At 61.1% G+C, this 24,671-nt stretch carries 25 protein-coding genes and 2 pseudogenes; 10 read left to right on the top strand and 17 right to left on the bottom strand.

Annotation, left to right across the window (positions count from 1 at the left end; all coding sequences use genetic code 11):
- Nucleotides 1-134: 134 nt before the first annotated feature.
- The gene (locus AC244Q_RS00635; RefSeq protein ID WP_003556143.1) at nucleotides 135-1,154 is read right to left on the bottom strand and encodes a sugar ABC transporter substrate-binding protein; all 1,020 of its coding nucleotides are present in this window, start codon (nucleotides 1,152-1,154) and stop codon (nucleotides 135-137) included.
- A gap of 228 nt (nucleotides 1,155-1,382) precedes the next feature.
- Here AC244Q_RS00635 and AC244Q_RS00630 point away from each other — a divergent pair, with 228 nt between their 5' ends.
- The 4 genes from AC244Q_RS00630 (at nucleotide 1,383) to AC244Q_RS00615 (ending at nucleotide 5,996) form a co-directional block, all read left to right on the top strand.
- Nucleotides 1,383-2,630, top strand: a complete 1,248-nt coding sequence (locus AC244Q_RS00630; RefSeq protein WP_012755860.1) for an ROK family transcriptional regulator — start codon at nucleotides 1,383-1,385, stop codon at nucleotides 2,628-2,630.
- Nucleotides 2,614-3,090: an RbsD/FucU family protein gene (locus tag AC244Q_RS00625; RefSeq protein WP_012755859.1), complete on the top strand. Its 477-nt coding sequence runs from the start codon at nucleotides 2,614-2,616 to the stop codon at nucleotides 3,088-3,090. Before AC244Q_RS00630 ends, AC244Q_RS00625 begins: the two co-directional genes overlap by 17 nt.
- 252 nt (nucleotides 3,091-3,342) lie before the next feature.
- A complete protein-coding gene (locus tag AC244Q_RS00620) occupies nucleotides 3,343-4,017 on the top strand; it encodes a hypothetical protein (protein ID WP_012755858.1) in 675 nt (224 codons plus the stop codon).
- A 431-nt stretch (nucleotides 4,018-4,448) separates the two neighbouring features.
- Nucleotides 4,449-5,996: a putative bifunctional diguanylate cyclase/phosphodiesterase gene (locus AC244Q_RS00615; protein WP_113547144.1), complete on the top strand. Its 1,548-nt coding sequence runs from the start codon at nucleotides 4,449-4,451 to the stop codon at nucleotides 5,994-5,996.
- 502 nt (nucleotides 5,997-6,498) lie between these two features.
- Here AC244Q_RS00615 and AC244Q_RS00610 read toward each other — a convergent pair.
- Nucleotides 6,499-7,239 carry an SDR family NAD(P)-dependent oxidoreductase gene (locus tag AC244Q_RS00610; protein WP_012755856.1) on the bottom strand — a complete coding sequence of 247 codons (741 nt, stop codon included), beginning with the start codon at nucleotides 7,237-7,239 and terminating at the stop codon, nucleotides 6,499-6,501.
- 81 nt (nucleotides 7,240-7,320) lie between these two features.
- On the opposite strand from AC244Q_RS00610, the gene AC244Q_RS00605 reads away from it, so the two are divergent.
- Together AC244Q_RS00605 and AC244Q_RS00600 are read left to right on the top strand one after the other, a co-directional pair.
- Entirely contained in the window at nucleotides 7,321-8,004 is a 684-nt protein-coding gene (locus AC244Q_RS00605; protein WP_012755855.1) for a TetR/AcrR family transcriptional regulator, read from the top strand.
- Nucleotides 8,005-8,233: 229 nt separating this feature from the next.
- Nucleotides 8,234-9,205 carry an IS110 family RNA-guided transposase gene (locus AC244Q_RS00600; protein ID WP_017992870.1) on the top strand — a complete coding sequence of 324 codons (972 nt, stop codon included), beginning with the start codon at nucleotides 8,234-8,236 and terminating at the stop codon, nucleotides 9,203-9,205.
- A gap of 181 nt (nucleotides 9,206-9,386) precedes the next feature.
- Here the strand turns inward: AC244Q_RS00600 and AC244Q_RS00595 are convergent, their stop codons facing one another.
- From AC244Q_RS00595 to AC244Q_RS00545, 11 genes and pseudogenes are all read right to left on the bottom strand, one after another.
- Nucleotides 9,387-10,424 (bottom strand): 4-hydroxyproline epimerase, encoded by a 1,038-nt coding sequence (locus tag AC244Q_RS00595; protein WP_113546976.1) that lies wholly within the window; start codon nucleotides 10,422-10,424, stop codon nucleotides 9,387-9,389.
- 15 nt (nucleotides 10,425-10,439) lie between these two features.
- Nucleotides 10,440-11,150 carry an SDR family oxidoreductase gene (locus tag AC244Q_RS00590; protein ID WP_017995908.1) on the bottom strand — a complete coding sequence of 237 codons (711 nt, stop codon included), beginning with the start codon at nucleotides 11,148-11,150 and terminating at the stop codon, nucleotides 10,440-10,442.
- A gap of 9 nt (nucleotides 11,151-11,159) precedes the next feature.
- The gene (locus tag AC244Q_RS00585) at nucleotides 11,160-12,410 is read right to left on the bottom strand and encodes an NAD(P)/FAD-dependent oxidoreductase (RefSeq protein WP_012755851.1); all 1,251 of its coding nucleotides are present in this window, start codon (nucleotides 12,408-12,410) and stop codon (nucleotides 11,160-11,162) included.
- A gap of 184 nt (nucleotides 12,411-12,594) precedes the next feature.
- The gene (locus tag AC244Q_RS00580; protein ID WP_012755850.1) at nucleotides 12,595-13,872 is read right to left on the bottom strand and encodes an alpha/beta hydrolase; all 1,278 of its coding nucleotides are present in this window, start codon (nucleotides 13,870-13,872) and stop codon (nucleotides 12,595-12,597) included.
- An 824-nt stretch (nucleotides 13,873-14,696) separates the two neighbouring features.
- Entirely contained in the window at nucleotides 14,697-15,815 is a 1,119-nt protein-coding gene (locus AC244Q_RS00575; protein WP_442161243.1) for an IS4 family transposase, read from the bottom strand.
- A gap of 105 nt (nucleotides 15,816-15,920) precedes the next feature.
- Nucleotides 15,921-16,802 (bottom strand): aldo/keto reductase, encoded by an 882-nt coding sequence (locus AC244Q_RS00570; protein ID WP_017995906.1) that lies wholly within the window; start codon nucleotides 16,800-16,802, stop codon nucleotides 15,921-15,923.
- A gap of 307 nt (nucleotides 16,803-17,109) precedes the next feature.
- Nucleotides 17,110-17,745 (bottom strand): TetR family transcriptional regulator, encoded by a 636-nt coding sequence (locus AC244Q_RS00565; RefSeq protein ID WP_012755848.1) that lies wholly within the window; start codon nucleotides 17,743-17,745, stop codon nucleotides 17,110-17,112.
- A gap of 19 nt (nucleotides 17,746-17,764) precedes the next feature.
- Nucleotides 17,765-18,436: a class I SAM-dependent methyltransferase gene (locus AC244Q_RS00560; RefSeq protein WP_012755847.1), complete on the bottom strand. Its 672-nt coding sequence runs from the start codon at nucleotides 18,434-18,436 to the stop codon at nucleotides 17,765-17,767.
- Between the two features lie 296 nt (nucleotides 18,437-18,732).
- Nucleotides 18,733-19,036 (bottom strand): annotated as a pseudogene (locus AC244Q_RS00555) (hypothetical protein).
- Nucleotides 19,037-19,190: 154 nt separating this feature from the next.
- Nucleotides 19,191-19,562 (bottom strand): hypothetical protein, encoded by a 372-nt coding sequence (locus tag AC244Q_RS00550; protein ID WP_012755845.1) that lies wholly within the window; start codon nucleotides 19,560-19,562, stop codon nucleotides 19,191-19,193.
- A gap of 191 nt (nucleotides 19,563-19,753) precedes the next feature.
- On the bottom strand, nucleotides 19,754-20,074 hold the full coding sequence (locus tag AC244Q_RS00545) for a hypothetical protein (protein WP_012755844.1): 321 nt from the start codon (nucleotides 20,072-20,074) through the stop codon (nucleotides 19,754-19,756).
- A 199-nt stretch (nucleotides 20,075-20,273) separates the two neighbouring features.
- Between AC244Q_RS00545 and AC244Q_RS00540 the strand changes: the two genes are divergently transcribed.
- On the top strand, nucleotides 20,274-20,972 hold the full coding sequence (locus tag AC244Q_RS00540) for a class I SAM-dependent methyltransferase (RefSeq protein ID WP_113546454.1): 699 nt from the start codon (nucleotides 20,274-20,276) through the stop codon (nucleotides 20,970-20,972).
- A 90-nt stretch (nucleotides 20,973-21,062) separates the two neighbouring features.
- Here the strand turns inward: AC244Q_RS00540 and AC244Q_RS00535 are convergent, their stop codons facing one another.
- Nucleotides 21,063-21,650 (bottom strand): hypothetical protein, encoded by a 588-nt coding sequence (locus AC244Q_RS00535; protein WP_012755842.1) that lies wholly within the window; start codon nucleotides 21,648-21,650, stop codon nucleotides 21,063-21,065.
- A 211-nt stretch (nucleotides 21,651-21,861) separates the two neighbouring features.
- On the opposite strand from AC244Q_RS00535, the gene AC244Q_RS00530 reads away from it, so the two are divergent.
- A complete protein-coding gene (locus AC244Q_RS00530; protein WP_017995903.1) occupies nucleotides 21,862-22,353 on the top strand; it encodes a hypothetical protein in 492 nt (163 codons plus the stop codon).
- Between the two features lie 262 nt (nucleotides 22,354-22,615).
- Here the strand turns inward: AC244Q_RS00530 and AC244Q_RS00525 are convergent, their stop codons facing one another.
- Together AC244Q_RS00525 and AC244Q_RS00520 are read right to left on the bottom strand one after the other, a co-directional pair.
- Nucleotides 22,616-22,912: a hypothetical protein gene (locus AC244Q_RS00525; RefSeq protein WP_017995902.1), complete on the bottom strand. Its 297-nt coding sequence runs from the start codon at nucleotides 22,910-22,912 to the stop codon at nucleotides 22,616-22,618.
- A gap of 27 nt (nucleotides 22,913-22,939) precedes the next feature.
- Nucleotides 22,940-23,122: a hypothetical protein gene (locus AC244Q_RS00520; protein ID WP_113546453.1), complete on the bottom strand. Its 183-nt coding sequence runs from the start codon at nucleotides 23,120-23,122 to the stop codon at nucleotides 22,940-22,942.
- Between the two features lie 205 nt (nucleotides 23,123-23,327).
- On the opposite strand from AC244Q_RS00520, the pseudogene AC244Q_RS00515 reads away from it, so the two are divergent.
- Nucleotides 23,328-23,848, top strand: a pseudogene (locus AC244Q_RS00515) (hypothetical protein).
- A gap of 238 nt (nucleotides 23,849-24,086) precedes the next feature.
- On the top strand, nucleotides 24,087-24,332 hold the full coding sequence (locus AC244Q_RS00510; RefSeq protein WP_012755837.1) for a DUF982 domain-containing protein: 246 nt from the start codon (nucleotides 24,087-24,089) through the stop codon (nucleotides 24,330-24,332).
- 92 nt (nucleotides 24,333-24,424) lie between these two features.
- On the opposite strand, the gene AC244Q_RS00505 is transcribed toward AC244Q_RS00510, so the two are convergent.
- On the bottom strand, nucleotides 24,425-24,643 hold the full coding sequence (locus tag AC244Q_RS00505) for a hypothetical protein (RefSeq protein ID WP_113546452.1): 219 nt from the start codon (nucleotides 24,641-24,643) through the stop codon (nucleotides 24,425-24,427).
- Between the last annotated feature and the right edge of the window lie 28 nt (nucleotides 24,644-24,671).

Here is a 24,671-nt window from a genome sequence, read left to right as displayed (position 1 = left end):
CGCCGAACTCGCGCGGGGGCCGTCACCGATATCCATCCGGTCTTTGATTAGCCGGTTCGTGAGGCGACGGCACATCGTCCGTCGAAAACGGCCGGGGATCAAGCCCCGGCCGGTCTGCTTTCAACAATCAGGGCTCAGCCCCAGCACTTGTCCGTGCCTTCCTTGGTGTCGATCGACTTGACGCCGGAAACCGGCTTGTCGGTGACGAGCGAGACGCCGGTGTCGTAGAAGGACTTGCCTTCGGTCGGCTTCGGCTTTTCACCGCTGTCGGCGAACTTCTTGATCGCTTCGACGCCAAGGGCTGCCATCATCAGCGGATATTGCTGCGAGGTAGCGCCGATGACGCCTTCCTTGACCGACTTCACGCCCGGGCAACCGCCGTCGACCGAGACGATCAGCACGTTCTTTTCCATGCCGACGGCCTTCAGCGCCTGATAGGCGCCGACAGCGGCCGGCTCGTTAATCGTGTGGATGACGTTGATGCTCGGATCCTTCTGCAGAAGGTTTTCCATGGCCTTGCGGCCGCCTTCTTCATTGCCGTTGGTCACGTCATGACCGACGATACGAGCATCGTCCTCGTCGCCGATCTTGTTCGGGTCCTTCGGATCGATGCCGAAGCCCATCATGAAGCCCTGGTCGCGCAGAACGTCGACCGTCGGCTGTGACGGCGTCAGGTCGAGGAAGCCGACCTTGGCATCCTTGGCCTTGTCGCCCATCGTTTCCTTGGCCCACTGGCCGATCAGCTTGCCGGCGAGCAGGTTGTCGGTGGCGAAGGTGGCGTCGGCGGCATCGGCCGGCTCGAGCGGCGTGTCGAGCGCGATGACCAGCAGGCCGGCATCACGGGCCTTCTTGACCGAAGACACGATGCCCTTGGTGTCGGAAGCAGCAATCAGGATGCCCTTTGCGCCGTCGGCAATGCAGCTTTCGATCGCGGCCACCTGGCTTTCGCTGTCACCGTCGACCTTGCCGGCATAGGACTTCAGCGAGACGCCGAGTTCCTTGGCCTTGGCCGTCGCACCTTCCTTCATCTTGACGAAGAAGGGGTTGGTGTCGGTCTTGGTGATGAGGCAGGCAGCAACGTCAGCCGCCATAACAGGAGCGGAAAAGGTGACACCAAGCGCGAGCGCGCCGAAAGCGAGAACAGATTTCTTCATGGAACTCCTCCCAGAGTTTGCCGGCGCCGCCCCTGCGGGGCCGGAAGCTTAAGATATGACACTTCGCCGTGGATCGCTAATGCCTCCCAGCGGTCCCGTGCCCTTGACGACGGCAATTAAGAGCGAAAAGAAATCGGCTTGTCAATAAATAAATCCAATTGAATTATTAATTCGATGTGGCATGCTCCATCGAATTCGGGCATAGGCCAACGATCGGGAGGAGCGGCCATGTCGACCTTGGATGGACCGGAACACACGCCGGTCCCGCCACCAATTCTGAATCCGGCCGGAGGTGCGAACCAGGTCAGGGTGCGAGCCTATAACGAACGGCTCGTGCTGTCGCTGGTGCGTCTCTACGGCACGCTGTCGAAGGCCGATATCGCGCGTCGCAGCGGACTGTCGGCGCAGACCGTCTCCGTCATCATGCGGGTGCTGGAAAAGGAAGGGCTGCTGTCGCGCGGGGAACCGGTGCGCGGCCGTGTCGGCCAGCCGTCGATCCCGATGCATATCAATCCCGATGCCGTCTATTCCTTCGGCCTGAAGATGGGCCGGCGCAGCGCCGATCTGGTGCTGATGGATTTCGTCGGCCGCATCCGCATGCAGCTGCACCGGACCTATGCCTATCCGCTGCCGGATGAAATCCTCGCCTTCGTCACCTCGGGCATCCGGGAGCTGGAAGACCGGCTCGACGACAAGCAACGTAGCCGCATCGCCGGCCTCGGCATCGCCGCCCCTTTCGAGCTCTGGAACTGGGCCGAAGAGGTGGGCGCCCCGCCGGGCGCCATGGAGGTCTGGCGCGACGTCGACCTGCAGGCCGACATCGCCGCCCGCGTCTCCCATCCGGTCTTCATGCAGAACGATGCGACCAGCGCCTGCGGCGCCGAACTGGTCTTCGGCGTCGGACCGTCCTACCCAGATTTCGTCTATTTCTTCATCGGCTCCTTCATCGGCGGCGGCATCGTGCTCAATTCGGCGATCTTTTCCGGCCGCACCGGCACGGCGGGCGCGATCGGGCCGCTGCCGGTGCGCGGCAAGAACGGCGAGACGATGCAGCTGCTCGAAATCGCCTCGATCTTCGTGCTCGAAAACATGCTGCGCGAGCGCGGCATCGATCCCGAGCCGCTCTGGTATTCGGCCGACGGCTGGGTGGATTTCGGCGAGCCGATGGAAGCCTGGATCCAGGACAGCGCCAAGGCGCTGGCGCAGGCGATCGTTGCCGCCGCCTCGATCGTCGATTTCAGCGCGGCTGTGATCGACGGCGGCTTTCCCGATTGGGTGCGCAGCCGGGTGGTGCAGGCCACGATCGACGAAGCCGCCAAGCTCGACCTGCAGGGCGTCGTCATGCCCGAAATCATCGAGGGCGCGGTCGGCGCGCAGGCGCGCGCCATCGGCGGCGCCAGCCTGCCGATCTTTGCGCGTTACCTCACCGACCAGAACGTACTCTTCAAGGAGGTAGACCATGCTGAAAGGACTTGACCCGCTGCTGAGCCCGGAGCTGCTTTTGACGCTTCGCGCCATGGGTCACGGCGACGAGATCGCCATCGTCGACGGCAATTATCCGGGCGTCGAACATGCCCGCCGGCTGATCCGGCTCGACGGCCACCACCTCATCCCGGTCCTCAATGCCGTGCTCAGCGTGCTGCCGATCGACGACTTCGTGGCGGAAGCGATCTTCCGCTCGACCGTCAAGGCCGAGCGCGACAAGCTCGACCCGGTGCATGAGGAGATGATCGACTGCTGCGCCCGCCACGAGCCGCACCGGCAGGTGGTGCCGCTGATCGGCCAGGATTTCTACGGAAGGGTGAAGACCGCCCATGCGTTGATCCAGACTGGCGAGCCCAGGCTCTATGCGAACATCATCCTGCGCAAGGGCGTGATCTATCCGAAAGAGCCGGGCACCCATGCCGCGGCCGGAGTCGATCCGTTCGTCTATTAGAATAATTCCGGCAAAAGTGCACAGCGGTTTGGTCGTCGGTAAGCTTTGGCTTTCGGTCCTGCTGAAGGTCAGTCTTTCGCCATTCGTTCGATGGATGTTATGGTGCGGCGGTTGCGTTGGTCCGCCGCGCCGGCAAACCGCTCGGCAAGCCAAATGCTGCGAACGGCGCCTCACCACCAGGAGCGGACGTCGCGCGGCTCTATGGACACGTGCGGGATCAGGCCGGTGAAGCGATGAGGAGACGGGTCTCACATGGCACCAGACATGAGCACGGTCCCTCGTCGCAGCACCACTGGTCTGCGCAAGTTTCTGGATCCTGAGCAGCAGCGCGATTGGGTAGAAGGCGAGGCGGATTTGATCGACGCCGAAGAGCGCTCGGAGTCCCTGGAACAGCGGTTCAAATACGTCGCCCGGTACGAGAAGCTGCTTCGTCGCCCGCAGGCGCAAGACGTTCTGGAAATTCTCAGGGTATATGGGCAAACCTGCATCCCCATCCCTCGCAAGACCGAGCGTCACTACTGGTCGGTTTCTTGTCTGCCCTCGACCTCAGACAAGCCGCTCATCCGCGTCAATGCGAGCTGGATGGAGCTTTTCACGCTCTATGCCGACGGCGAGGGCCTGCGTGCACGATTCCTCGTGCATCTTTCGCATTTCACTACGGACCATTCACCCGCGCAGGGCGATGTCGACGAGCCTTTTCTCGAGGACTGCGTCACGACGCCCGAAGACGTCGGTTATTTTTTTCCGCGCGGCGAGGACATTTTCGGCATCACTGTGCGGGGCTCGGCCTCGATCCGCAAATTCCTCGCGGAGCGCCGCATCTTGCGCGCCATTCGGACTTTCAATGTGACGCACATGAACCGAGGTCGGAACGCCTATCAGGCGAGCCACTGCTACAGCCTGGCGGATACCATGCTGGCAGATTGATCGCTCCGGGATGCGCCCGGCACCCATCCGGGGTCTGACGGCGGTCGGTTCGATGCCGATCCTCCGGCGGATTCTTCAGCCGATCGAAAGAATGGCTGTGTGCAGCGACCGATGGACCGGAACCGAATCCTCATCCAATTTGCGGCAAAGATATCCATTGTGCGCAGCGAAACTCCCGTGCCTTCGCAAAGGCAATCCACCATTAACCTACCAGGCGCATAGACGATCTTTGGGATTTGTCGGTGCTGCGCGGCTTCATCAGCCACTGCGATACCGGCCCTCTTAATTCCGCCCGAATGAATTGAGGCGGTCTTCGATCACGGCGTAGGACCGCCGATGCCGTGAAGTTGCGCCATCCGTCATCGGCATTCGGTGATACGAGCGTACCAAACTGGCCATGACGGCTCTTCACACAACAGGAGCCTGTTCATATGCCTCGCAGCCAACCAACCAGACCGCAGATCGAGATCGTTGCCTGGCTCGCGATCTTCCTGCTTCTCTTCTGCCTATCTTGGCTCTTCCAATGGCATGAAGGGCTGGATGAGTTTATCGAGAAGCATCATGACTATCCGCTGGACCACGCGCTCCTCGCCCTGAATATCTCCGGGTTTCTCGGGCTCATCTATTCCGCGCTGAGGATCCGGGATCTTTCGAGGGAGGTTCATCGCAGGCTGCAGGCCGAAAAGAACGTAGACTGGATTGCCTGTCACGACACGCTGACCGAACTGCCTAACCGCAGATTTCTGGATTCTATATGCGCGCAGGCGATGAGCGATCAGAGGGCACAAGAGACCTATGCCGTGTTCAGCATCGATCTCGACGGCTTCAAGAAGGTCAATGATCTCCTGGGGCATGATCACGGTGATGCGGTGCTGAAGACTGTTGCTCAGCGGCTCTCTTCCCTCTTTCCCCGTGAGCGCGTTTTCCGCCTTGGGGGAGACGAGTTCGTTGTTCTGGCGCGGCGCACTGGAAATCCCGATCTTGTTGCGTTGGGGAACCGCATCGTGACCATGATCGGCAAGCCGTTCACATTCAATGGTGTCGCCGTCGACCTCGGCGCCAGTGTCGGCTTCGCGCTTTTTCCGGAGAACGGCGATGACCTCGGTCAGGTCATTCGACATTCCGACTGTGCGATGTATGTCGCCAAAAAGCAGGGGCGCAATCTGGTGAAGCCCTTCGTGCCTTCGATGCAGGACGAGTTGGCGAAGCGGGTCCGGCTGGAAGCTGATCTGAGAGCAGCCATCAAGAAGGCAGAGATCGTTCCCTACTATCAGCCGCTCGTGGACCTGAAAACGAATAGGATTATCGGCTTCGAGGCCTTGGCACGCTGGAAGACGGCCTCCGGCGAATTCATCCCACCGAACGAATTCATTCCGGTGGCAGAGGAAGCCGGTCTGATCGTCGAATTGACAGACCAGCTGCTTCGCCACGCCTGCGCCGATGCGCTTTCCTGGCCAAATGAGCTCGTCCTGTCATTCAACCTTTCTCCGATCCAACTGAGCGACCGACTGCTGGGGCTTAGAATTCTCAAGATATTGGGCGATGTCGGTCTGCCGGCGCACAGGGTCGAGCTTGAGGTGACGGAGAGCGCCATCATCCAAGACGCCGTCACTGCGCGAATCGTCCTCGACGATCTGGTGAACGCCGGCGTCAGGATTGCTCTCGACGACTTTGGAACAGGTTATTCCAGCCTCTCACAACTATCCAACTACCGGTTCGATAAGATCAAGATCGACAGGAGTTTCGTCTCTTCATTCGAAACCAATGATAAGCAGGACAAGGTGATCAAGGCCATCATCGCTCTCGGTGCGGGACTTGGCGTGACGATAACCGCCGAGGGTATCGAAGAAGAGAGCCAGCTTCAGCGGCTTCAGGATCTGGGTTGCGACATCGGCCAAGGATATCTGCTTGGTAGGCCAGCCCCGGCCGCGGAGCTTGCCACAGATCACGTCAGCACTAGAATTTTGCAACGCGGTTGATGGGCCGCGGCGTGTCGGATTCAGCCGCGAGATGCTCGAGGCTGTCGTCGAACACGCGCTGTCCACCTGGCCGACCGGCCGTCCATGCTCTCCGAAACATCATCTTAAAGCTTAAGAGAGAAGCACGCCGGCCGTCGTCGCCTCCGTGACATCCTCGGGTCAAGCGGCGCATCCAACGAAGCATCGTGCGGACGCTGACACCTCGCCAGCGCCCGGAGCGGCGGCGTTTAAGAGAGCCTCATCCTGAGGTGCCCCGCAGGGGCCTCGAAGGACGAGGCGGGTATTCCGGCGCCGGATCATGCAAGGAGCGGCGTTGCGGCGTGTCCTTCGAGGCGATCCTGCGGATCGCACCTCAGGATGAGGTATATTGGAGGGTGCCGCGGCTTAGCTCTCTCTTCTCCTCAACGGGGTCCGGGTTGGAGTGAGGGGGTCATCGGGACGAAAAGAGGGACCAACATCTGTCGACCCCCCGTTTTTGCCGACGCAGGCAACAGATCCCGATTCAGGTGTTCAAGCCGCCATCCACTGTGAGGATGGTGCCGGTGATGTGCCTTGCAGCAGGGCTTGCGAGGAAAGCCACAGCAGCCGCCACATCTTCCGGCTCGCCATAACGGCCAAGTGGGATCAGGGCACGCTGGAAATCGGCGAAGTCGCCATCGGCGGGATTCATATCGGTGTCGGTCGAACCCGGCTGAACGAGGTTTACGGTGATATCGCGAGATCCGAGTTCCCGCGCGAGGCCGCGGGTAAACGAGTGGAGCGCGGATTTTGTCATGTAATAGACCGTGCCGGTGTCGCCGACGATGCGTTCGGCGCCGACCGAGCCGATGGTGATGACGCGGCCTCCCGCCTGCAGATAGGGAATGGCGGCCTGCGAAGCGAGCAGAGGCGACCGCACATTGACATCCAGCAGCGCATCGATCTGCTCGACGCTGACGTCGGCGATCGCACCGTAAAGCGCGATTGCGGCATTGTTGACGAGAATGTCGAGACCGCCAAGTGCCTGGGCGGCCTCGTCGACCGAGCGCTTCACGGCCGCCGGATCGGCGCTGTCGGCCTGGATGGCAAGCGCTTTGCGGCCCTTGCCCTCGATCGCCCGGACGACTTCGGCGGCGCGATCGGCCGAACGCTCATAGGTGATGGCGACATCAGCGCCTTTGTCGGCAAGCGCCAATGCGATGGCGGCTCCAATGCCACGCGAGCCACCTGTGACCAGGGCACGCTTTCCAGCCAGTTCTGTCATGATCTTCTCTTTCTGTAGTGATCGACACATAAATAGCTAGGCACGTTGCGATGGGGTGTCAATGGGTTTATATAATGATCGATGCAAAAATCGGATGAGACCTCGAACGTCGATGAAACCCCGACCCGCGGGCGCGGACGGCCGCGGGCGTTCGATCGGGAAGCAGCCTTGGCGCAGGCGACCCGCCTGTTCTGGATCAAGGGCTTCGAGGCGACCTCGATCGCCGACCTCACCGAGGCGATGGGGATCGGATCGCCGAGCCTTTACGCGGCATTCGGCTCGAAAGAGGCGCTCTATGCCGAGGCGCTGCGCCACTATCGCGACAACAACGAGGCGCTCGTCTGGGGAGGCTTCTTTTCCGCGGGCACGGCCCGTGAGGCGGTGAGGTCGTTTCTGATGGATTCGGCCGCTGCCCTGACCGGCTGTGTCGTGGATATTCCCCGCGGCTGCATGGTGGCGCTCTCTTCGGTCGGCAGCGAGGGCCATGTGGAACTCGGCGAACTCGTGCGAGCCGCCCGCGCCGTCACGCTCGACCGCCTGAAGCTGCGCCTGAACCAGGCGATATCAGAGGGCGAAATTCCCGTCTCGACCGACGTCCATGCACTCGCCCGTTTCGTCCAGACCGTTCAGAACGGCATGTCGATCCTGGCCCGCGACGGCGCGACCCGCGGCGAACTGGAGGCAGTCGCCGAGCTCGCCATGCTGGGTTGGGACACTCGAACCGGGGATTCTGAGCGCAGGCAGACTTACGCCGATCATGCGTAACCTTTAGGCAGTCGGTCGCGGAAGCTCCGTAGGATCGTTGGAGCGTGCCGCTGCCCCTTGCATGTTCAATTTGCACTGATTGTTGGATGATCGGTGCGCACTCCGGCGGATGGCCATCCGCCGGAGTGCGGACGGCCGGGACCGCAGGCCCCTTGGCTTGAACCGGGGATGAGATTGGTCCGGCCGTCCTCGCGTTTGTCCTGAACAGATGATGGGGAGCAAGTCCCGCATGCAAGGCAAGGTTTCGTTCCAAGAAGACGCGATGCCGGTAGTTTATGCCGGTGTGGACGTGAGTAAAGAGTGGCTCGATATTCATCTGCATCCGCTGGGCGAAAGCCGGCGGTTTAGCAATGACAAGACCGGCATCCGCCAGCTGAAACGGCTGCTGGCCAGGCATCGGCCCAAAAGCATCGTGATGGAGGCAACCGGCAAGTTCCATCGCCCCGCCCATCGCTCGCTTTGGCTCGATGGCTTTGCCGTCGCCGTGGTCGATCCGCTGCGCGCCCGCATGTTTGCCCGTGCCTGCGGCTATCTCGCCAAGACCGACCGTCTCGATGCCCGTTTCCTGGCGCTCCTGGCCGAGAGCCTGCGCCCGCCGGCCGACACGCCACCAAGTCCTCACGTTGAGGCCTTGCAGGAGCTGGTCAATGCACGATCGGCAGCCAAATGCGACATCACCGCCCTGCAGAACCGCAGCAAGACTGCCACCACCGCCCTTCTGCGCGGCGAACTCAACCGTCTCGTGCGTCGGCTGGAACAGCATGTCGAACGTCTCGACAAAGAGATCGAGCGACGTGTCGGCGAGGATCCGCAGCTCTACCGCAAGGCCGAGATCCTCACCTCCATTCCCGGCATCGGCCGCGTCACGGCCCTGGCATTGATGGCCGGCATGGACGAGTTGGGCAGTTGTTCGGGCAAGCAGGCCGCCATGCTGGCAGGGCTTGCCCCAATCGCTAACGACAGCGGTGCCCGAACCGGACGTCGTTCCATCCGCGCCGGCAGGCCCGCACCCCGGCGCGCGCTCTACATGGCCGCCTTGTCTGCCTGTCGCTACAATCCCACCCTTGCTCGTTTCGCAGACACACTCAAAGCCGCAGGAAAACCAGCGAAGGTCATCTTGGTCGCCGTCATGCGTAAATTGCTCGTTCTGGCAAACTGCCTTCTATCTCAGGATCGCCTCTGGACCCCAAATCCCCCTTGACAACCAACACAGATTCTCATCCGGCTGCCGCCACCTTCTCCCCGCCTGCGGGGAGAAGGGCATATGCCGCGACCTTTCCGTTCCCCATTGGCCTCTTGCATGGCACGTCCCTCTCGCCGTTTTTACGGGGAGAGGGTTAGGGTGAGGGGGCAACCATCGGCGCGAACCATGCTCCTCGCAGTCAAATCTCCCCAGCCGATGGCCCCCACACATCCGTCAGCGCAAAACCGTTCGGATGCGGGTCAAAGGGGTCGAGCGCCACCTGGGTCAGGCCGAAGGTGAAGCCGCGGCCGGTGATGGTGGGGATGACGGCGGGGCGGCCGGCCACCTCGGTCACCGCCTGGAGGCCGACTTCGAATTCGGAGCCGATGATCGACTTCGAGGTGAAGGTGTCGCCGACCTTGGCCTTGCCGCGGGCATAAAGCGTGGCGAGATTGGCGGAGTTGCCGGTGCCGCAGGGCGAGCGGTCGGCCCGGCCCGGCCACATGGTGGTGCAGGTGCGCACCGTGCCATCGACTTCGGTATCGCGGAACATGACATAGGCGACGCCCGAGATCGCCGGGATCTCGGGATGGACGACCTTGATGTCGCGGTTGATCAGCTCCTTGAGGATCATGCCGGCCTGGACGAGGCCGGCGGCATTGGCCTTCTCGATCGTCAGACCGATCTGGCCGACATCAACAAGCGCATAGAAGATGCCGCCATAGCAGATATCCGCCTTGATCCTTCCCCAATGCGGCGTGTCGATTGCGACATCGAGCTCATGCACGAAGGAGGGCACCATGGTGAGCCTGACCTTTTCGCAGCGCCCGTCGCGGCAGGTCGCCGTCGCCTTGACGAGACCGGCGGCGGTTTCGAGTGTGACTGTTGTCTCCGGCTCCTTCATTTCGACGATGCCGGATTCCAGCAAGGCCGTGGTGACGCAAATCGAGTTCGAGCCGGAGCTCGCATGCGCCTGGTCGGGCTGCAGGATGATGAAGGCGGCGTCGGCCTCCGGGTGCCGTGCCGGCAGCAGCAGATTGACCGAGCCGATCGGCGCGCCGCGCGGCTCCAGGCAAAGGAAGCGGCGCAGTTCGTCGCCCTTCGGATCGGTGTTCAGCCAATGCAGCTGGGCGGCGATGGTCTCGCCGGGGATCTTCGGCACGCCGCCGATCGCGACGCGGCCGATCTCACCTTCGGCGTGGACATCCAGCAGCTGGATCGTGCGCTTCCATCTCATATCGAAAACTCCAGATCAGACGTGACGGGTGACGCCGCCATCGACGCGGATATTCTGGCCGGTGATATAACCCGCGCCGTCGGAGAGCAGGAAGGCCGCGGTCTTGGCGATCTCCTCCACATGGCCGATGCGCTTCATCGGCACCTTCTCGGCGGTCTCGGGCTTGTGGTTGAGACTATCGATATAACCCGGCAGGATGCAGTTCATGCGGATATTGTCGGCCGCATAACGATCGGAATAAAGCTTGGTGAAGGCGCCTGCAGCGGCGCGATAGGTGCAGGAAACCGGGAAGACCAGCGACGGCTCATAGGCCGCAAAAGTGGTGATGTTGACGAAGGCGCCCTTGCCCTGTTTCAGCATGACCGGCGTCACCAGGCGGGCCATGCGCACCAGCGACAGGATCATCATGTCGGAACCGAGCGTCCAGTTCTCGTCTGAAATATCGAGCAGGTCGCCCTTCGGCGGATGGCCGCTCAGGTTGACGACGGCATCGATGCGGCCGTAGGTCTTCATCGTCAGGTCGAAGATCGCCTTGAGATCCTCGGCCTTTTCGGCCACGCCGCGCGAAGCGACGCCGCCAAGTTCAGCCGCCAGCTTCTCGCAGCTTTCCGAAGGCGACATCAGCGCCAGCCGATAGCCCTGGGCGGAGAGCTCGCGGGCGATCGCCTCGCCCATGCCGCGGCCGCCGCCGGTGATCAGCGCTACGGGTTTGGTGGTATCGGACATCGGGGCCTCCTAATAACGGTCTATGCGGAACGGGGTCATATCGAGGGATGGTTTGAGCCCGGTCACCATATCGGCGATCACCAGCGCTGTCGTTGCCGAAAAGGTCAGGCCGAGATGGCCGTGGCCGGTCGCATAAAAAACGCCGGGCAGTTTCGACGACGGCGAAATGATCGGGATCGTATCGGGCAGCGCCGGACGGTGCCCCATCCATTCCGTCGTCTCCTCGACCTTCAGGCCGGGCAGCGCGCGCTGGGCATGGCGCACCAGCACCCGCGGACGGCGGAAATCGGGCGCGGCATCGAGGCCGGCGAGCTCGACATTGCCGCCAACCCGGATGCCGCCCGCCGTCGGCGTCACCATGAAGGCGCGATGCGGCCAGATCACCGAATAACGCATCGCGATGCCGGGCTTCATGATCTGCGTGTGATAGCCGCGCTCAGTTTCGAGCGGGATCGGCTCGCCGAGCTTTTCGGCGAGGAAACGGGTGTGGACGCCGGCGGCAAGCACGACCGAACCGGCCTCGATCCGCCTGCCATCCTCGAGGAGAACGACGGCCGTGCCATCGCCCCTGCGCTCGATATTCCTGACAGTGCCGGAGACGAAGGTCGTGCCCGCAGCCTTTGCGGCATCGGCGAGTTTGACCACCAGCTTGTAGGGGTCGCGGATCGACTTGTTGTCGGGGAGCAGTACGGCTTTGGCGATCGCCGGTGACAAAGTGGGTTCGTAATGTTGGATGGCGCCGTTGCTCAAAACCTCGAATTCGAGGCCGTAGCGCTGCATCATGGCGAGATGGCCACGGTCGGCGGCAAATTCCGCCTCGGTCTCGTAGATCGCGAGACAACCCTCCTCGGTCATCAACTCGGGTGCGCCAATCGCCTGGAGCATCTGCCTGAAATCGCCGAGCGCCCGGTTCGACAGGCGCATGCCGGCATCCTCGATCTCTCGGAGCCGCGAGGGCCGGCCGGCAGCGAGGAAGCGCAGGAACCAGGGCAGCATCCTGGCGGCATAGGAGGGCCGCAGCCAGACGGGACCTTCCGGATCGAGCAGCCAGCCGGGGATCTTCTTCCAGGTCGAAGGGCCGGAACCGGCGGCAAAATCGAGCGCGATGCTCGCCATATTGCCGAAAGAGGTGCCGCGACCCGGCTCGCCCTTGTCGATCAGCGTTACATCAAACCCGCGCCGCTGCAGCTCGAAAGCGATCGAGGCGCCGATCACGCCTGCGCCGACGACCGCTACCGTCTTCTTCGTCTCATCCGCCATGCCATCAACCCATCGCACGGCAGACAAAATTGCCGTCGTGAATCTGATATATCACATCAAGATGTGATGCCTAGAGAATTTCCGTTTTTTCCGAATCACGGAAATTCTCTATTTCTTTGTTTTTTTCGCAATTCCGAAACGCAAAACCGCTGTGCACTTTTGCTGGAATTGCTCTGTGGAATTTTTACTGGCTTGCCGGCAGGCCGGCGCCGACGCTGTCGCCGACCGAACCGACGGTATTGTTCATCGACTGGCCGAGACGTTTCAGCTGGGCATCGTAGTTGCGCCGGGTGCGCGGATCGAAGATCGCAATCGGCGTGCTGACGGCGACGCTGACGGCACTTCCGGCGGTCTGGGCAGCCCCCATCGCCACGGCGCCGACGGCCTCGCCGAGGCCGACATTGGAATCGGTGATCGTCTGGCCGGCAATCAGCCGGTCGCCGATCAGCTTCACCACTTCGGGGCTTTCGGCGAACTTGCCGTGGTTCAGCCGGTCGCCGCCCTTGAGCTTGGTGAGGTCGAGCACGGTGATGCCGGCCGCTTCGAGCTTGCTGCGATAGGGTTCGACGGAAGGATCGATCTGGCCGAGCCGGTCGACATTGCCGGAGATGCGCCGCGACAGCGCCAAAGCGCGATCGTCCTGCGAGACGAAGATGGTGAAGTGCGGCCTTTCCTTGCCGAGGCTGGCGAACTGGCGGCCGAAAACGTCGACATCGAGATCCGGCGAAGCGAGGATGACATTGTTGATCTTCGAGGCGACATGACCGTTGCGGATCGCCATCTGCCGCAGCGCTTCGACGGTGAGCCAGGTGCCCATCGAATGGGCCATGATGGTGACGTCGCTAACGGCGGGATTGGCGGCGGTGCGGGTCAACAATTCCTCCAGCGCGTCGCGGGAATAGTTGGTGCTTTCCTTGTCGTAATTATAATCGAAGATGCTGCCGCGCGAAGGCCAGGTGAAGACGACGGGCGCAACGTCGGCATGCGAATCGTGGACGATCTGCGCGAAGCGGTAGACGGCATCCTCATAACGATTGTTGAAGCCGTGGACGAAGACCAGTACGCGGCGGCTCTTCGGCATATGGGACTTCAGCCACGTCTCGCCGGCCCGCTCGCCTTCCAGCGGATCGACAGAAACTGTGACGAAATCGCGCAGCGGATCGGCCGGCAGGCGGCTTGGCCATTGCACCTGGCCGACCTTGCGATTGGCTTCCGGCGGAATGGAGACGTCGACGGCATTGACGGCAAGCCCGGTGCCGCGTTCGCCGGAGAAAAGCACGGCGGGATTGTCGTCGGCAGCGCGCGTCGTCGCGACGAGCAGGTCGACCTTGGAGGTGCCGGGGGCCGCGGTGCCGGCCGCCTGCATGACACCGACCGGCCTGCCGCCGCAGCCGGCGAGCGCCATCGTTGCAATCAGAAGACCTGTCAGAGCCGCGGGCAAGCCGCCTCTTTTGCCGATCATGACCAAACTCCAATCGGTTCACGCACCGGACAGGCGGCGCCCGTTCAAATAGTCCGACGAGGCTTGCCGAGTCAAACCGCGGGCGGTGGAAGCCTTTGTTTTGCGCAATCCCTCGTGAAAACGCAGGACTGGCGTTGCGCGGATCGGCAACCGATCGATTTCGATTTAGGGCGGAAGATTTGGGGAGAAAAGAAAAAAGCCCGACGCGGGAGGAGGTGCGCCGGGCTCTTGATCCTGACTGACAACTGGGAGGAGGAGTGTTGTCAGTCCGATGTAAGAGCGCTGGGAGGAGGAGTGCGCTGCTTACGAAGATAGTAATAGCCAATTCTTTTGATTCGGAATAGCGAAAATACCGCAATGCAGCAATGCGCTAGATGCAAGGCTTGCCCTCAAAATAACAGGTATCCGCCTCATTTTGCAGCATGTTTGACCAGATGGTCAAAATTATGCCGAAAATTGTGGCCCTCTCGGATCGCCGATAGACTCGCCCCTCATCCGCCTGCCGGCACCTTCTCCCCGCTCGCGGGGCGAAGGGGATATGCCGCACCCTCTCCGTTCCCCACCACCCATCGCACCATCGCAGGGCACGTCCCCTCGCCCCGTTTTTACGGGGAGAGGGTGAGGGTCATATGCGCTAGGTTAAGCGAGCGTGTAGATCGTCGCATTGTTTTCGGCGTCGTCGCGGCGGCTCACAGAGGTGGCGACGACTTCGCGTGACGAGATTACAGACGGCCTGCCACAGAAGTGGTCCGCGGATGGCGGCGCAAATGGTGGCCAGGGCGATCTTCATGAGACGCCAGCGCGATGGGCTTGCCAATGGGGGGCTAGCCAGTGGGGTTGCCACATCCAGAGGGGGGAGAGTCCGGGACTTGCCCGGCAATCTGTTCGGCGATGATGGCGACGATCAGTCTGGCGTAGAGCCATGCCCGGACCAGTTCCGGCTTCTTGGCCGGCAAGCTGTCGAGGCCGGCCAGGCTCTTGAACCGTTTGAACGCCAGCTCGATTTGCCAGCGGAAGCGATAGAGGGTGAGGATATCGGCCGGCGGGAAGGTGGTGGCCGGCAGCGAGGTCAGCAGCAGAATGTACTTCGCTGCCTCGAGACTGCGCGGATCGGGTTTTTTGCCGTGCTTGCGGGCGGCTTTGAGCAGACGCTCCTGCTCGGCTTGGGCCTGTTGCGGATCCTTGCGTCGGACAATGAGGCGCAGGGCCAGCGGCGGTGGTGGCGGCGTCCCCGTCATGCCTTCGTGGACACGAACCTGCACCTCGCCTTCCTGCTCTTGCTGAGCGGCGAGTGCGGCAAACAGATCAAAGGGCTCGCCATTCGTCTGCAACAGGCGCAACGAGTTCCAGCCGGTCCGCACGATGAAGTCTGCACCGGCGTCGATCACCGGCCGCAGGTCGCGCGGTCTTGCATAGTAGCGATCGGCCAGCACGATATCGCCGGGTGCGTAGGTAAGGCGCTGAAGGTTCTCGGCACCATGGATGTCGGTCAACTCAAGCTGATCGACCTGAGCCGTTGCCAAGTTGTAGCCGACATGTAACCGCCATGTCGTGCGGTCAGCGCCTGGATGGCAAATCGACGTTCCATCGAGCACACGCAAGCGATATCCCGCAAAGCGCCCCGTCGGCACTTTGGCCTGTTCGGCAATTAGCGCGGCCACGATGTCGCCAAGCCAAGGCGCCGCTTTGCACAGCCGCTCAAGCAGCGATGGGTCTGACAAACGGGCGATCCCGCCCGCTTCGGCCCATGCACAGGTCTCGCGTAGCGACATGCCAAGGCCGCCATAGGCAAGTGCCAGCCGCAACAGCGTCTCGGCATTCTTGATTTCCCGCACCCGCGTAAAAGCACCGCGCAACCGCGCCGTTGCTTCCAAGTCAAAACCCGCCGGAAGCCGCTCGCGCACTTCCGGCCAATGATCCAAAACCTCAGGACGAATCTTCATCCAAAGCTTGAATCACAACCAGATTCCTTATGTCCAGGGCTAAACCTAGCGCATATGAGGGTGAGGGGCTGCCATCGGCACAGACATCTTTCGCCGGTTTGCCCGTCAAGCAGCCTTGAAGACTTTGCTGCCCTCGGCGTCGAGGGCGGAGAATTCCTCGTCTGACAGCGCGATATCAACCGCCGCCACGTTTTCCTCAAGATGCTTGACCTTGGAGGTGCCGGGGATCGGCAGCATGACCGGGCTGCGCTTCAGCACCCAGGCGAGCGCGATCTGGCTGGGTGCGGCATTGTGCTTTTTGGCGATCGTATCGAGCAGCGAGCCGGGCTTGGCGAGATCGCCCGCGGCGAGCGGGTACCAGGGGATGAAGCCGATATTGTGCTTGGTGCAATAATCGAGCACGTCCTCGCTGGTGCGATCGACGAGATTGTAGCGGTTCTGGACGGTCGCGACCTTGAAGTGCTTCGAGGCGGCCTCGATGTCGGCAACGGACACTTCGCTGAGACCCGCATGGCGGATGAGGCCGGTATCGAGCAGCGATTTGATCGCATCGAACTGTTCCTTGGCCGGCACCTTCTGATCGATCCTGTGCAGCTGCCAGAGATCGATCTGCTCGACGCCGAGATTGCGCAGGCTCTTATGCGCCTGCTGGATCAGGTATTCCGGACGTCCCACAGGCAGCCAGATATCGGGTCCGTGGCGGGTCAGGCCGCCCTTGGTGGCGATGACCGACTTGCCGCCATAGGGATGCAGCGCTTCCTTGATCAGCCATTCGGAGACATCGGGGCCGTAGGAATCGGCCGTATCGATAAAGTTCACGCCGAGTTCCGGCAGGCGCTTCAGCGTACGGATGGATTCGGCATGATCGGAAGGCTCGCCCCAGATGCCCTTGCCGGTGACGCGCATGGCGCCGAAACCGAGACGATTGATCTCGATATTGCCGCCGATCTTGAAGGTGCCTGACTTTGCTGCGTTGTAATTGGACATGGTCTTTCCTCTCTTATCAATCAATCATTGAAATTCGGTGGAACGGTCGGAGGCGGTTAAACAGCGGCGGCACGAATGCCGAGGCTTTCGGAGATGCCTTCGAGCGCGAATGTCTGCCCTGATCGAAAGCGATGCCCGGCATGGTGATGATCCGCCTATCGCGGGATCAGCAGAATGTGGCCGCTACGACGCTTGCAGATATAGGACGGCCCAGTCCCGATAACAGGGCCCGATGACAGGGATGAGTGGAAACATCGACATCGAACCGACGCATCGGGCGAGCGCAGTGATCCTCAGGCGGGCTGGGTCAAAGCCTGGTCTTCGCCTCGTCGCCGAATTCCGCCAGCATCTTCCAGAGGTCGGCGAAGATCTCCCGGGCGAAATCCTCAAGCGAGGCGCCCGGCGGGCGCTGCTGCCAGAGTTCCGCCCCGACGCGCAGCGCACCGATGACGACGGCCGCAAGGACGCGCATGCGGGGCCGCTCAAGCGGATCACCTCCCTTGCGCAGCAGCAGCGCCTCGGCGAGCTTCTGTTCGAGCCTGGCGTATTTCAGCTGGTCGCGGGCCTTCAGCGCCGGCGTGCGATGGATGAGTTCGCCAAGCGCCAGGCCAGGCTCGTCGACGGCAGCGATGACGGTTGCCGTGATCGCCGCCTCGACGGCGGCGACCGAGGATTCTGCCGCCGGCCTTGCGGCGACCGCCGCCATCAAGCGATCGGCGAAGGCATCCTGCCAGGCGAAAACCACCTCTTCCTTGGAGGGGAAATAATCGAAGAAACTGCGCTTGGATACATCGGCCGCCTCGGTGATGTCCTCGATCGTCGTGCCCTCAAAGCCGCGCTGCAGAAAGAGGGACATCGCCGCATGCTCAATGCGCTCGCGCGTCTGCCGCCGCTTGCGTTCCCGCCTGCCTTCGGTTGTCTCCGTCCGCTTGTTCTCAGCCATTCCGGCCCGGCATCATCGTTCAGCCGCCGGTTTCGTTGGAAAAGGCGGCGACGTCGTCGATTTCAGTCTCGCTCTGGCGATAGCTGATGCGCTCGCGCGACAGTTCCAGCGGCTTGCGGCGTGAAATCCTGTAGACGGAGGCCGGCGGCAGGTTGCGCACCGTGCCGCCGATGCGCACCGCCTTCAGGCCGAGACGATCGAGGATCGGCCGCGGCACCGGGCAGCGCGGACCATAGGTAAACTGATAAATGGCCCCGCCCGGGCGCATATAGGCGAAGGCGCCGGCCATGATCGAGGCGATCTTGCGGGGCGACATGGAGAGCAGAGGCAGGCCGCTGACGACTGCGCCGACCGGTTCGCCCTCGAAAATATCGGCATGGGCGAGATGGGCGGCATCCATCTGCAACACGCGCGCCGTCGGGAACCGTGCCTGCAGCGAGGTGATGAACTCCGGGCCGTACTCGATCAGGGTCAGATCCGCTTCGCTGACGCCGCGCGCCAGCAGCGCCCGGGTGAAGACGCCGGTTCCCGGGCCGAGTTCGATGATCGGACCGTCGAGTGCGGCAATTTCACTGGTCATGATCCTGGCAAGCGAATCCCCCGACGGCGCGATGGCCGCGACCCGAAGCGGGTTGCTGATCCAGGAGCGGAAAAAATGCAGGAAATCGGAGCATGCGGCCTTTGCAGTCATGACTATCCCACCTGTCTGAAATTCGATTGATTATAAAATGCGACCATCGCGGCGAGCATGGCAATTCCAAGGCAGACGCGTCAATCGCTCTTGGCTGCGGCTTTTCGCAACACCCACTGTCACCAGTTTGCATGATTCTGTACTTATTGCATTTTTGCATTCGATGCAACATTTTCCAAACTGGCGACAATGGACCCAGCGCAACCAGTCACCCCGCATGCGAAAGGGCGACCCTGAGGCCGCCCCTTCAGCCCATTGCGGGCCGCTCACGATCGCGAAAACGCCGAAGCGCCTTGTCAGTAGTTGCAGCTAGAGCTGCTCGTCGGGTTGAAGCCGAGCTTGCAATCCTGGTTGAGCGGCTTCTTCGGGTTCATCATATAATGTGTCGAGCCCGTGGTTTCCGAGGCGCGCTCGCCGATCGAACCGGTGGTGCGCCTGTCGTGCTCAACCTTGGTTTCCTGTTGGGCAACCGGACGCGTCGTCGCACCCTGCTCCGTCGCGCTCGACTGAAGGGGAGCTGCCGTTTGCCGAGAAGGCCGAGAGGCCGAGAATTGTGCCGAAGGCAGCGGCCATCAGGCCGTTCTTGAAAGTCGTGGTCATCATCGTCTCCTTGGGAGGATTCGGGGAATTTACGCCCCGGAGTTAGGAAGGCGATCTGTCACATACTACGGTGCCAAAGCAGAGGTCACGGACATGTGAGCGGCGGCCCGATCGAGAAAAAGGCGGCTCATCGCCGCCTTTTTCATTTGCCGGCTCAATAGCCGTTATCGCAAGGCATGCTACCGGGACCGATCGATCCAGAAAACGTAGGGTTGCACATTTCCGGAGCTGCCGGCCTGTTCACCGGCGGGCGGACGATGGAGCCTGTGGTGCCGGCCTCGACGCCGAAAGCAGCAAGCGGATACCAGTAGCCATCGGAATGGCGGCGGGTGCCGGGGCGCTCGGTGCGGAAACCTTGATAGCCATGCCAGGACCCGGGATGTGGTTTATATTGCACCATTTTCACGCCCGAGACAGCAGGCGGCCGAACCGCCTGGGCGGGCGCCGCCTGCGCGGGGATGATCGATGTGAGGGCGAGAAGGGCGCTAAGCGCGACGGTGGAAGGGGCAAGTCTGAGCATTTTCATGATAAACCCTCCTTACTGGATTTATCTCGAGAGAATGCCTTTCCCGCGTGCGGAGTTCCGCCGTTGCCTGCAACTTCCAAAACTCGTGATTGCAGGCGATCCGGCGTGACTAAATCGCCGAAAAACGTGAAAAGTCGCGATCAGGAAGAGGGCTCATACGGCGCTGGTGAGGAAAGCTGAATTCTCTGTTCTCAATTCGCGTATAATGTCCGGTAGCCCTGGCCGGAGAGGCAGGCGACATATTGGCGATGGGCGGCGGCGCGCGCTATCGTTTCGGCCTCCAGCTCATCGGCCCCGGCATATCCGGTCAGTTGGGCGCGCAGCTGATACTGCTTCCTTGCCTCGTCATACATGGCGTTGCCGTCGGTCATGCAAATGCCGTGCGCAACAACAGGCGGATTGACCGGCACGCCGACCGCCAGGAGTACGGGATCATTGGCATGGTCGATGCAGCCGCCAAGGGCCGTCATCATCGCCAGGGCAGCCAGAGCCCGAAAAATTCCCACCGTCATGCATTCCTCCGGCTGAAGCGCCTCAAAGATCATCAAACCTGCGGATACATCAGGAAGGTTGCGCGAAACTAGGCTGACGGCTTGCCTCAATTCCGGCCGGACGGCGCCGCCCGTCCCAGAGATATTTAAAATATTTCTAAAATAGTATATTAATGCCTGCTTATAGTCGTAGACGTTAATCTTTCAGGAGGGAAGGATTATGGCTTCGCCGTGGGTAAACGACGCGCTGTCGCACGCACAATCTGCGTTTTCCGGCAACAACAACACAGATATCCTTGAGGTTGGAGGCGGCTCCCGCACGCATATCCCCTTGAAAGGTGCGAGATATACCGTCGTTGATATCTCCAAGGAGCAGCTGGAGAAGAACAGGGACGCGGCCGAGCGGATCCTCGGCGATGCTCAAACCATCGACTATGGAGATCGTCACTTCGACGCCTGCGTCTTCTGGGACGTTCTCGAGCATTTGGAAAGCCCGCGCTCTGCCTTGTTGAGGGCCCATGACACCCTGTCTCCCGGTGGTCTGGTGTTCGTCAAGGGTCCGATCCTGAACTCAGCCAAGGGGATCTTCACCGATCTGACGCCCTGGTGGACCCACGTCTTGTTCTATCGCTATGTTCTCAGGCAGAAAAACGCCGGAAAGCCGGGCTATGCCCCCTTTCGCGTCGAGCACGCCGCGGAGGCATCCCATTCGGAGATTGAAGGGACATTGAAGGAACTCGGCATGGATGTGGTCTTCGTCGGCGAATATGTGTCGACGCAGGTGCACGCGCTCAAGGACCGAATTCCCCCACTTTATTGGCTCTATGAAGCTTTCGGCCTTCTGCTTCGCACGACTTCGGCTGGGAAGATCGGGGGGCGGGAGACGGAGTTCCTGATCGTGGCAAAGTGCCTTCGTTAGGGACAGCCCCACCAAGATCTATATAGCACTTCGGAATCCCGAAATTGGTTGCGGCATTGAAATCATTGCCTGTTTCTTCACCTGCGCAGCTCACGAAGCGCGGCGAATTTCGGAATCCCGAAGCGGGGGGATTTCGGGATTCCGAAGTGGGGTTTTTTTCTTCCTGCCGACGCGTCCGCGTTTGTCGGCGGCAATCTTGCGGTCGGTCTCGGACCATTTCCGGCACCTTTCCGCCGTGCATCGCTTCCACTCGTCGGTGGGCGGCGCACCTTCATGGTCACCGACAAAAGTCAGCGTGAACCGGTTGGGATGCGCGACACCGCTGCCCGCCCGGCCGCGGCGAACTTTTATCAGCCCCTTATATTCGAGCTCATCGATCGCATCGGCCACATATTCGCCGGTCACGCCGTAAGACACGAACTGAGGATGGGTCACGACAAGCTTGCCGTTTTCCAAGGCGGCGTGCGACGTGTGCTCGATGACGATGCGGAAGAAGGCGCGGCAGGCATTCGCACTCAATGTCGTGAAGGCCGCAGATTCCAGCAACTGAATGGTGAACCATTGCCAGCGAAGACTGCCGTCATCCATGCCGCTCGGCGGAGCGGTATGCCTGCGCACCATCGCCCGCGTCTTTCCTTGACTGGTTCGGCTTTTGTCGCGAGGGTTGAATTCCGCCATCAGCCCCTCGCCCGTGTTGTCGATCGGTATCCGCCCGCCCTCCGGAGCCTGTTGCGGGAACTCCGTTCATGCCGCGCGTGACGGCCAAAGCTCGTCCACACCATCACCTGACCTCGGAGAAAAAATTTGCTCAACATCTAACAGTCCGTGGTTGCAATTGCGGCAAACCTAGCGCAAGAACGATCCGTGAACTAGGAAAATATTCTTAGTTATGATCTTCTATTATCCAGTCCCTTCTGATAGGATCCCTGCAATGAATCTCGGGGGTAGAAGCGCGATGCGAATAAGCTGTATGGGGGAGAAGAGCGTGGCCGTTTGCGTCCGGCGATTGTTGGCATTGATTTCGATCGTGCTGGGAAGCGCCGTCCAGGCTTTTTCCTGCGATCAGCCGATTGTCATATCCAATTGGTCGTTCTGTGCGCTCGCCAACGTGAGCGAAGAGGGCGGCGACGCTGATTGGAAAGTCGTTCCTGCCTGGACTCGCGAGAAAGCCATAAGCGCGTATTTCGGAAACGATCCGCGGCTCCTAGCAAACCACGGACTTTGCAACGCCAAATTCCATCACGTCGTACTCTGCCAGCCGGGATGGCAAACGGGCAACCCGGATGAGTGCTCATATCTGGTTTGCAGCGGCTATTACTCATCTTTGGTCGGGAAGGAAGAAAGGGAAGACTATTTGAGAGACCACCCGACCGCTCAATAGTTTTTCCCTTCGCTGCCTTGGTGAGACTGGAGCGGCCGACGAGAAGTGCTTATCGTTGATCTCCCGATCTCCATCTTGAAAACCTGAAGCAGTTTCGCGCAAAACGATTATCACAGTGTCGGCACTACCCATCCTCTTCGTCAGCCAATCAGCTCGCGGCCGGCAGCCGGAAGGCGCCGCTGGCGGAACAGTTGAGAGTTCCCGGGGCGAAGATTCTCGTCCGGTTACGCCCATGAGGGCGCCAGCTGTGTAAAGGCGGGCTTCAATCTTTCACTTCAGAAATCAGACGTATCAGAGTTCCATCATTCGCCGCAGCGCTAATTGCCGTTGCGATCTGCCGGAGCGGTCCACGCGCGACGAGCATCTCTGGCGGAGGAGGTTTTCCGGGACCCGGATCGATAAAGGCCGAACACAGGTGATCCGAGTCGCGCATCGCCATGAATGATGTGGCGACAATCGCTTCGCCGCAGGCGGCGCATCGGAGAATGTAGGAACCGCGGTGGACGATCGATTCTGTTTTGTCCAATCCGCAGGACGGGCAGGCCAACATATCGGTCATTGCTTCACCCCAGCCTGAGCACGCAGCTTATGAGGCAACCGCCAGAACCACTGCGATCGCGAGCAGCAAGGGACCCATCCACTTGAAATGGCGAATCAACGGTGGCCGGCTGGCCGGCTTGCCTGGATATGGCAGATAACCAAAGCCGACTGATGTCATCCACAGGCCGGCGCAAAACATGATGATTTCATCAATATAGGCTGCGATCATGACTTTCCTGCCTTCGGAAGGGCTCGACGATATCTCCGTCTCCGCGCCCGATGCCACTCATCCTACCCATCAGCACGGCCAGACGGAAGAGAAGAGTGGAGCTGAGAGATTAAACTTGGGGTAGCATAATTACTTCGAATCCCCTAGGCATTCGAAACTCGCAACGCGCCAATCCGCGACAGCCACTCTCTCGGGAAAATATTCCATGCACAACGCCAAATTCATTCGCCACGCTGCCGTCTCCGCATGCGTCGCTTTTGCGGCATTTCAGGCCGGGCAGGTTCTGGCCGATTCGGCCAATGACAAATTCTTTGACGCAGCCCTTTGCAAACCACCCTATACGATGACATCGGCAATGAAGGTCTATGATGTCGTGGAAGCTTTGGCCAAGCCGGACACGTCATCCTTGGGCGGGCGATCTACAAACTCCCGAACCAGATAGGCCGCGACGGCTTTAAATCGACCGAGGTTTTCTTTGCAAGCAACGCGGTCGGAATTTTGGTCGAGGGCGAACGCGCCGACGATCTGGCCGCAAAATACGGTTTGAAGCCGGAGACCTCGGATCTACTGGGCACATCCACCAAGGGCTATTCGCGCGAGCTGCCGGCAGATCTGCAGCCGGAACCCGGAATGGCCGGGCCTGGAAAGGTCTCCATCGTTGCCCGCCAAGGCAACGCCTTGCCAGGAAAGACATTGCTGGCGTGTGAATTCGTTCAGGAGTTCTAGGCGTCGCATGCAAATGCGCGGTTATATTCGACTGCGGGTTTCATTGCTTCGAGGGCTCACACAGAGACTGTCGTGGGGGCGGCCATGAGTTTCCGGGCAAGACATGGGTCCTATAAGGCGGGCGACGATGTCCTCGCTGCTGGAGAAACTATCTCGTTCACCCGCTCACCTCGCCACGCTGGATGAACCGCGCTATGTGAGCAGCCTATAGAGAGCACGCAGCGGAGGTGCTGAGATCATGCAAACCATTTGGAAGAAGCCGGTGACGCTTGCCCTTGAAGGGCCGGATCAGTGGGTGGTGATCCAGACGACCCAGGCCGCGACATGGGCGCTGGTCGAAGACTGGCCGACCGAAGAGGGTCCTGCCCTGGATAGAGCCTGTGCGGTTTGCGCCGATGTGATGTCGGGCAAACGAAACCGGGAAGAGGCGCGGCAGGCGTTCATCGACGCTGCGATCGAAGCCGGAATCCCGATTAAGGAATGAGGCCACGACCCGTGCGGCGCCTATCTGGCGCTGGAAGGCGAGCGATCATCTCGGCCCGCCATCCAGCGTGATGATGCAGAGATTATGCGCGATCAGCCATCATAATGGCCCGACAATGCCGCGTCCGCAGACTTGACCACCACGGCCAGATTGACGCCCTTTGTCACGATTGCCCCGGTTGCTCGAAGGTCGGTTACCGCTTTCAGCCCGCCCGACTTGGGAGACGGAAGAGGCACCACCGTGCCGGCGTCCAGATCAGCGACCCAAAGAGCATCGTCGCCTTCAACACTAATAACAACAACTCTAGCCATGCTTTTTCCCTCTTCTAATGATTCGTGT

It is taken from the genome of Rhizobium sp. CB2179 (genome assembly GCF_057653455.1).
The sequence above is the reverse complement of the archived record's forward strand: the minus strand, read 5'-3'. Positions and strand labels throughout refer to the sequence as shown.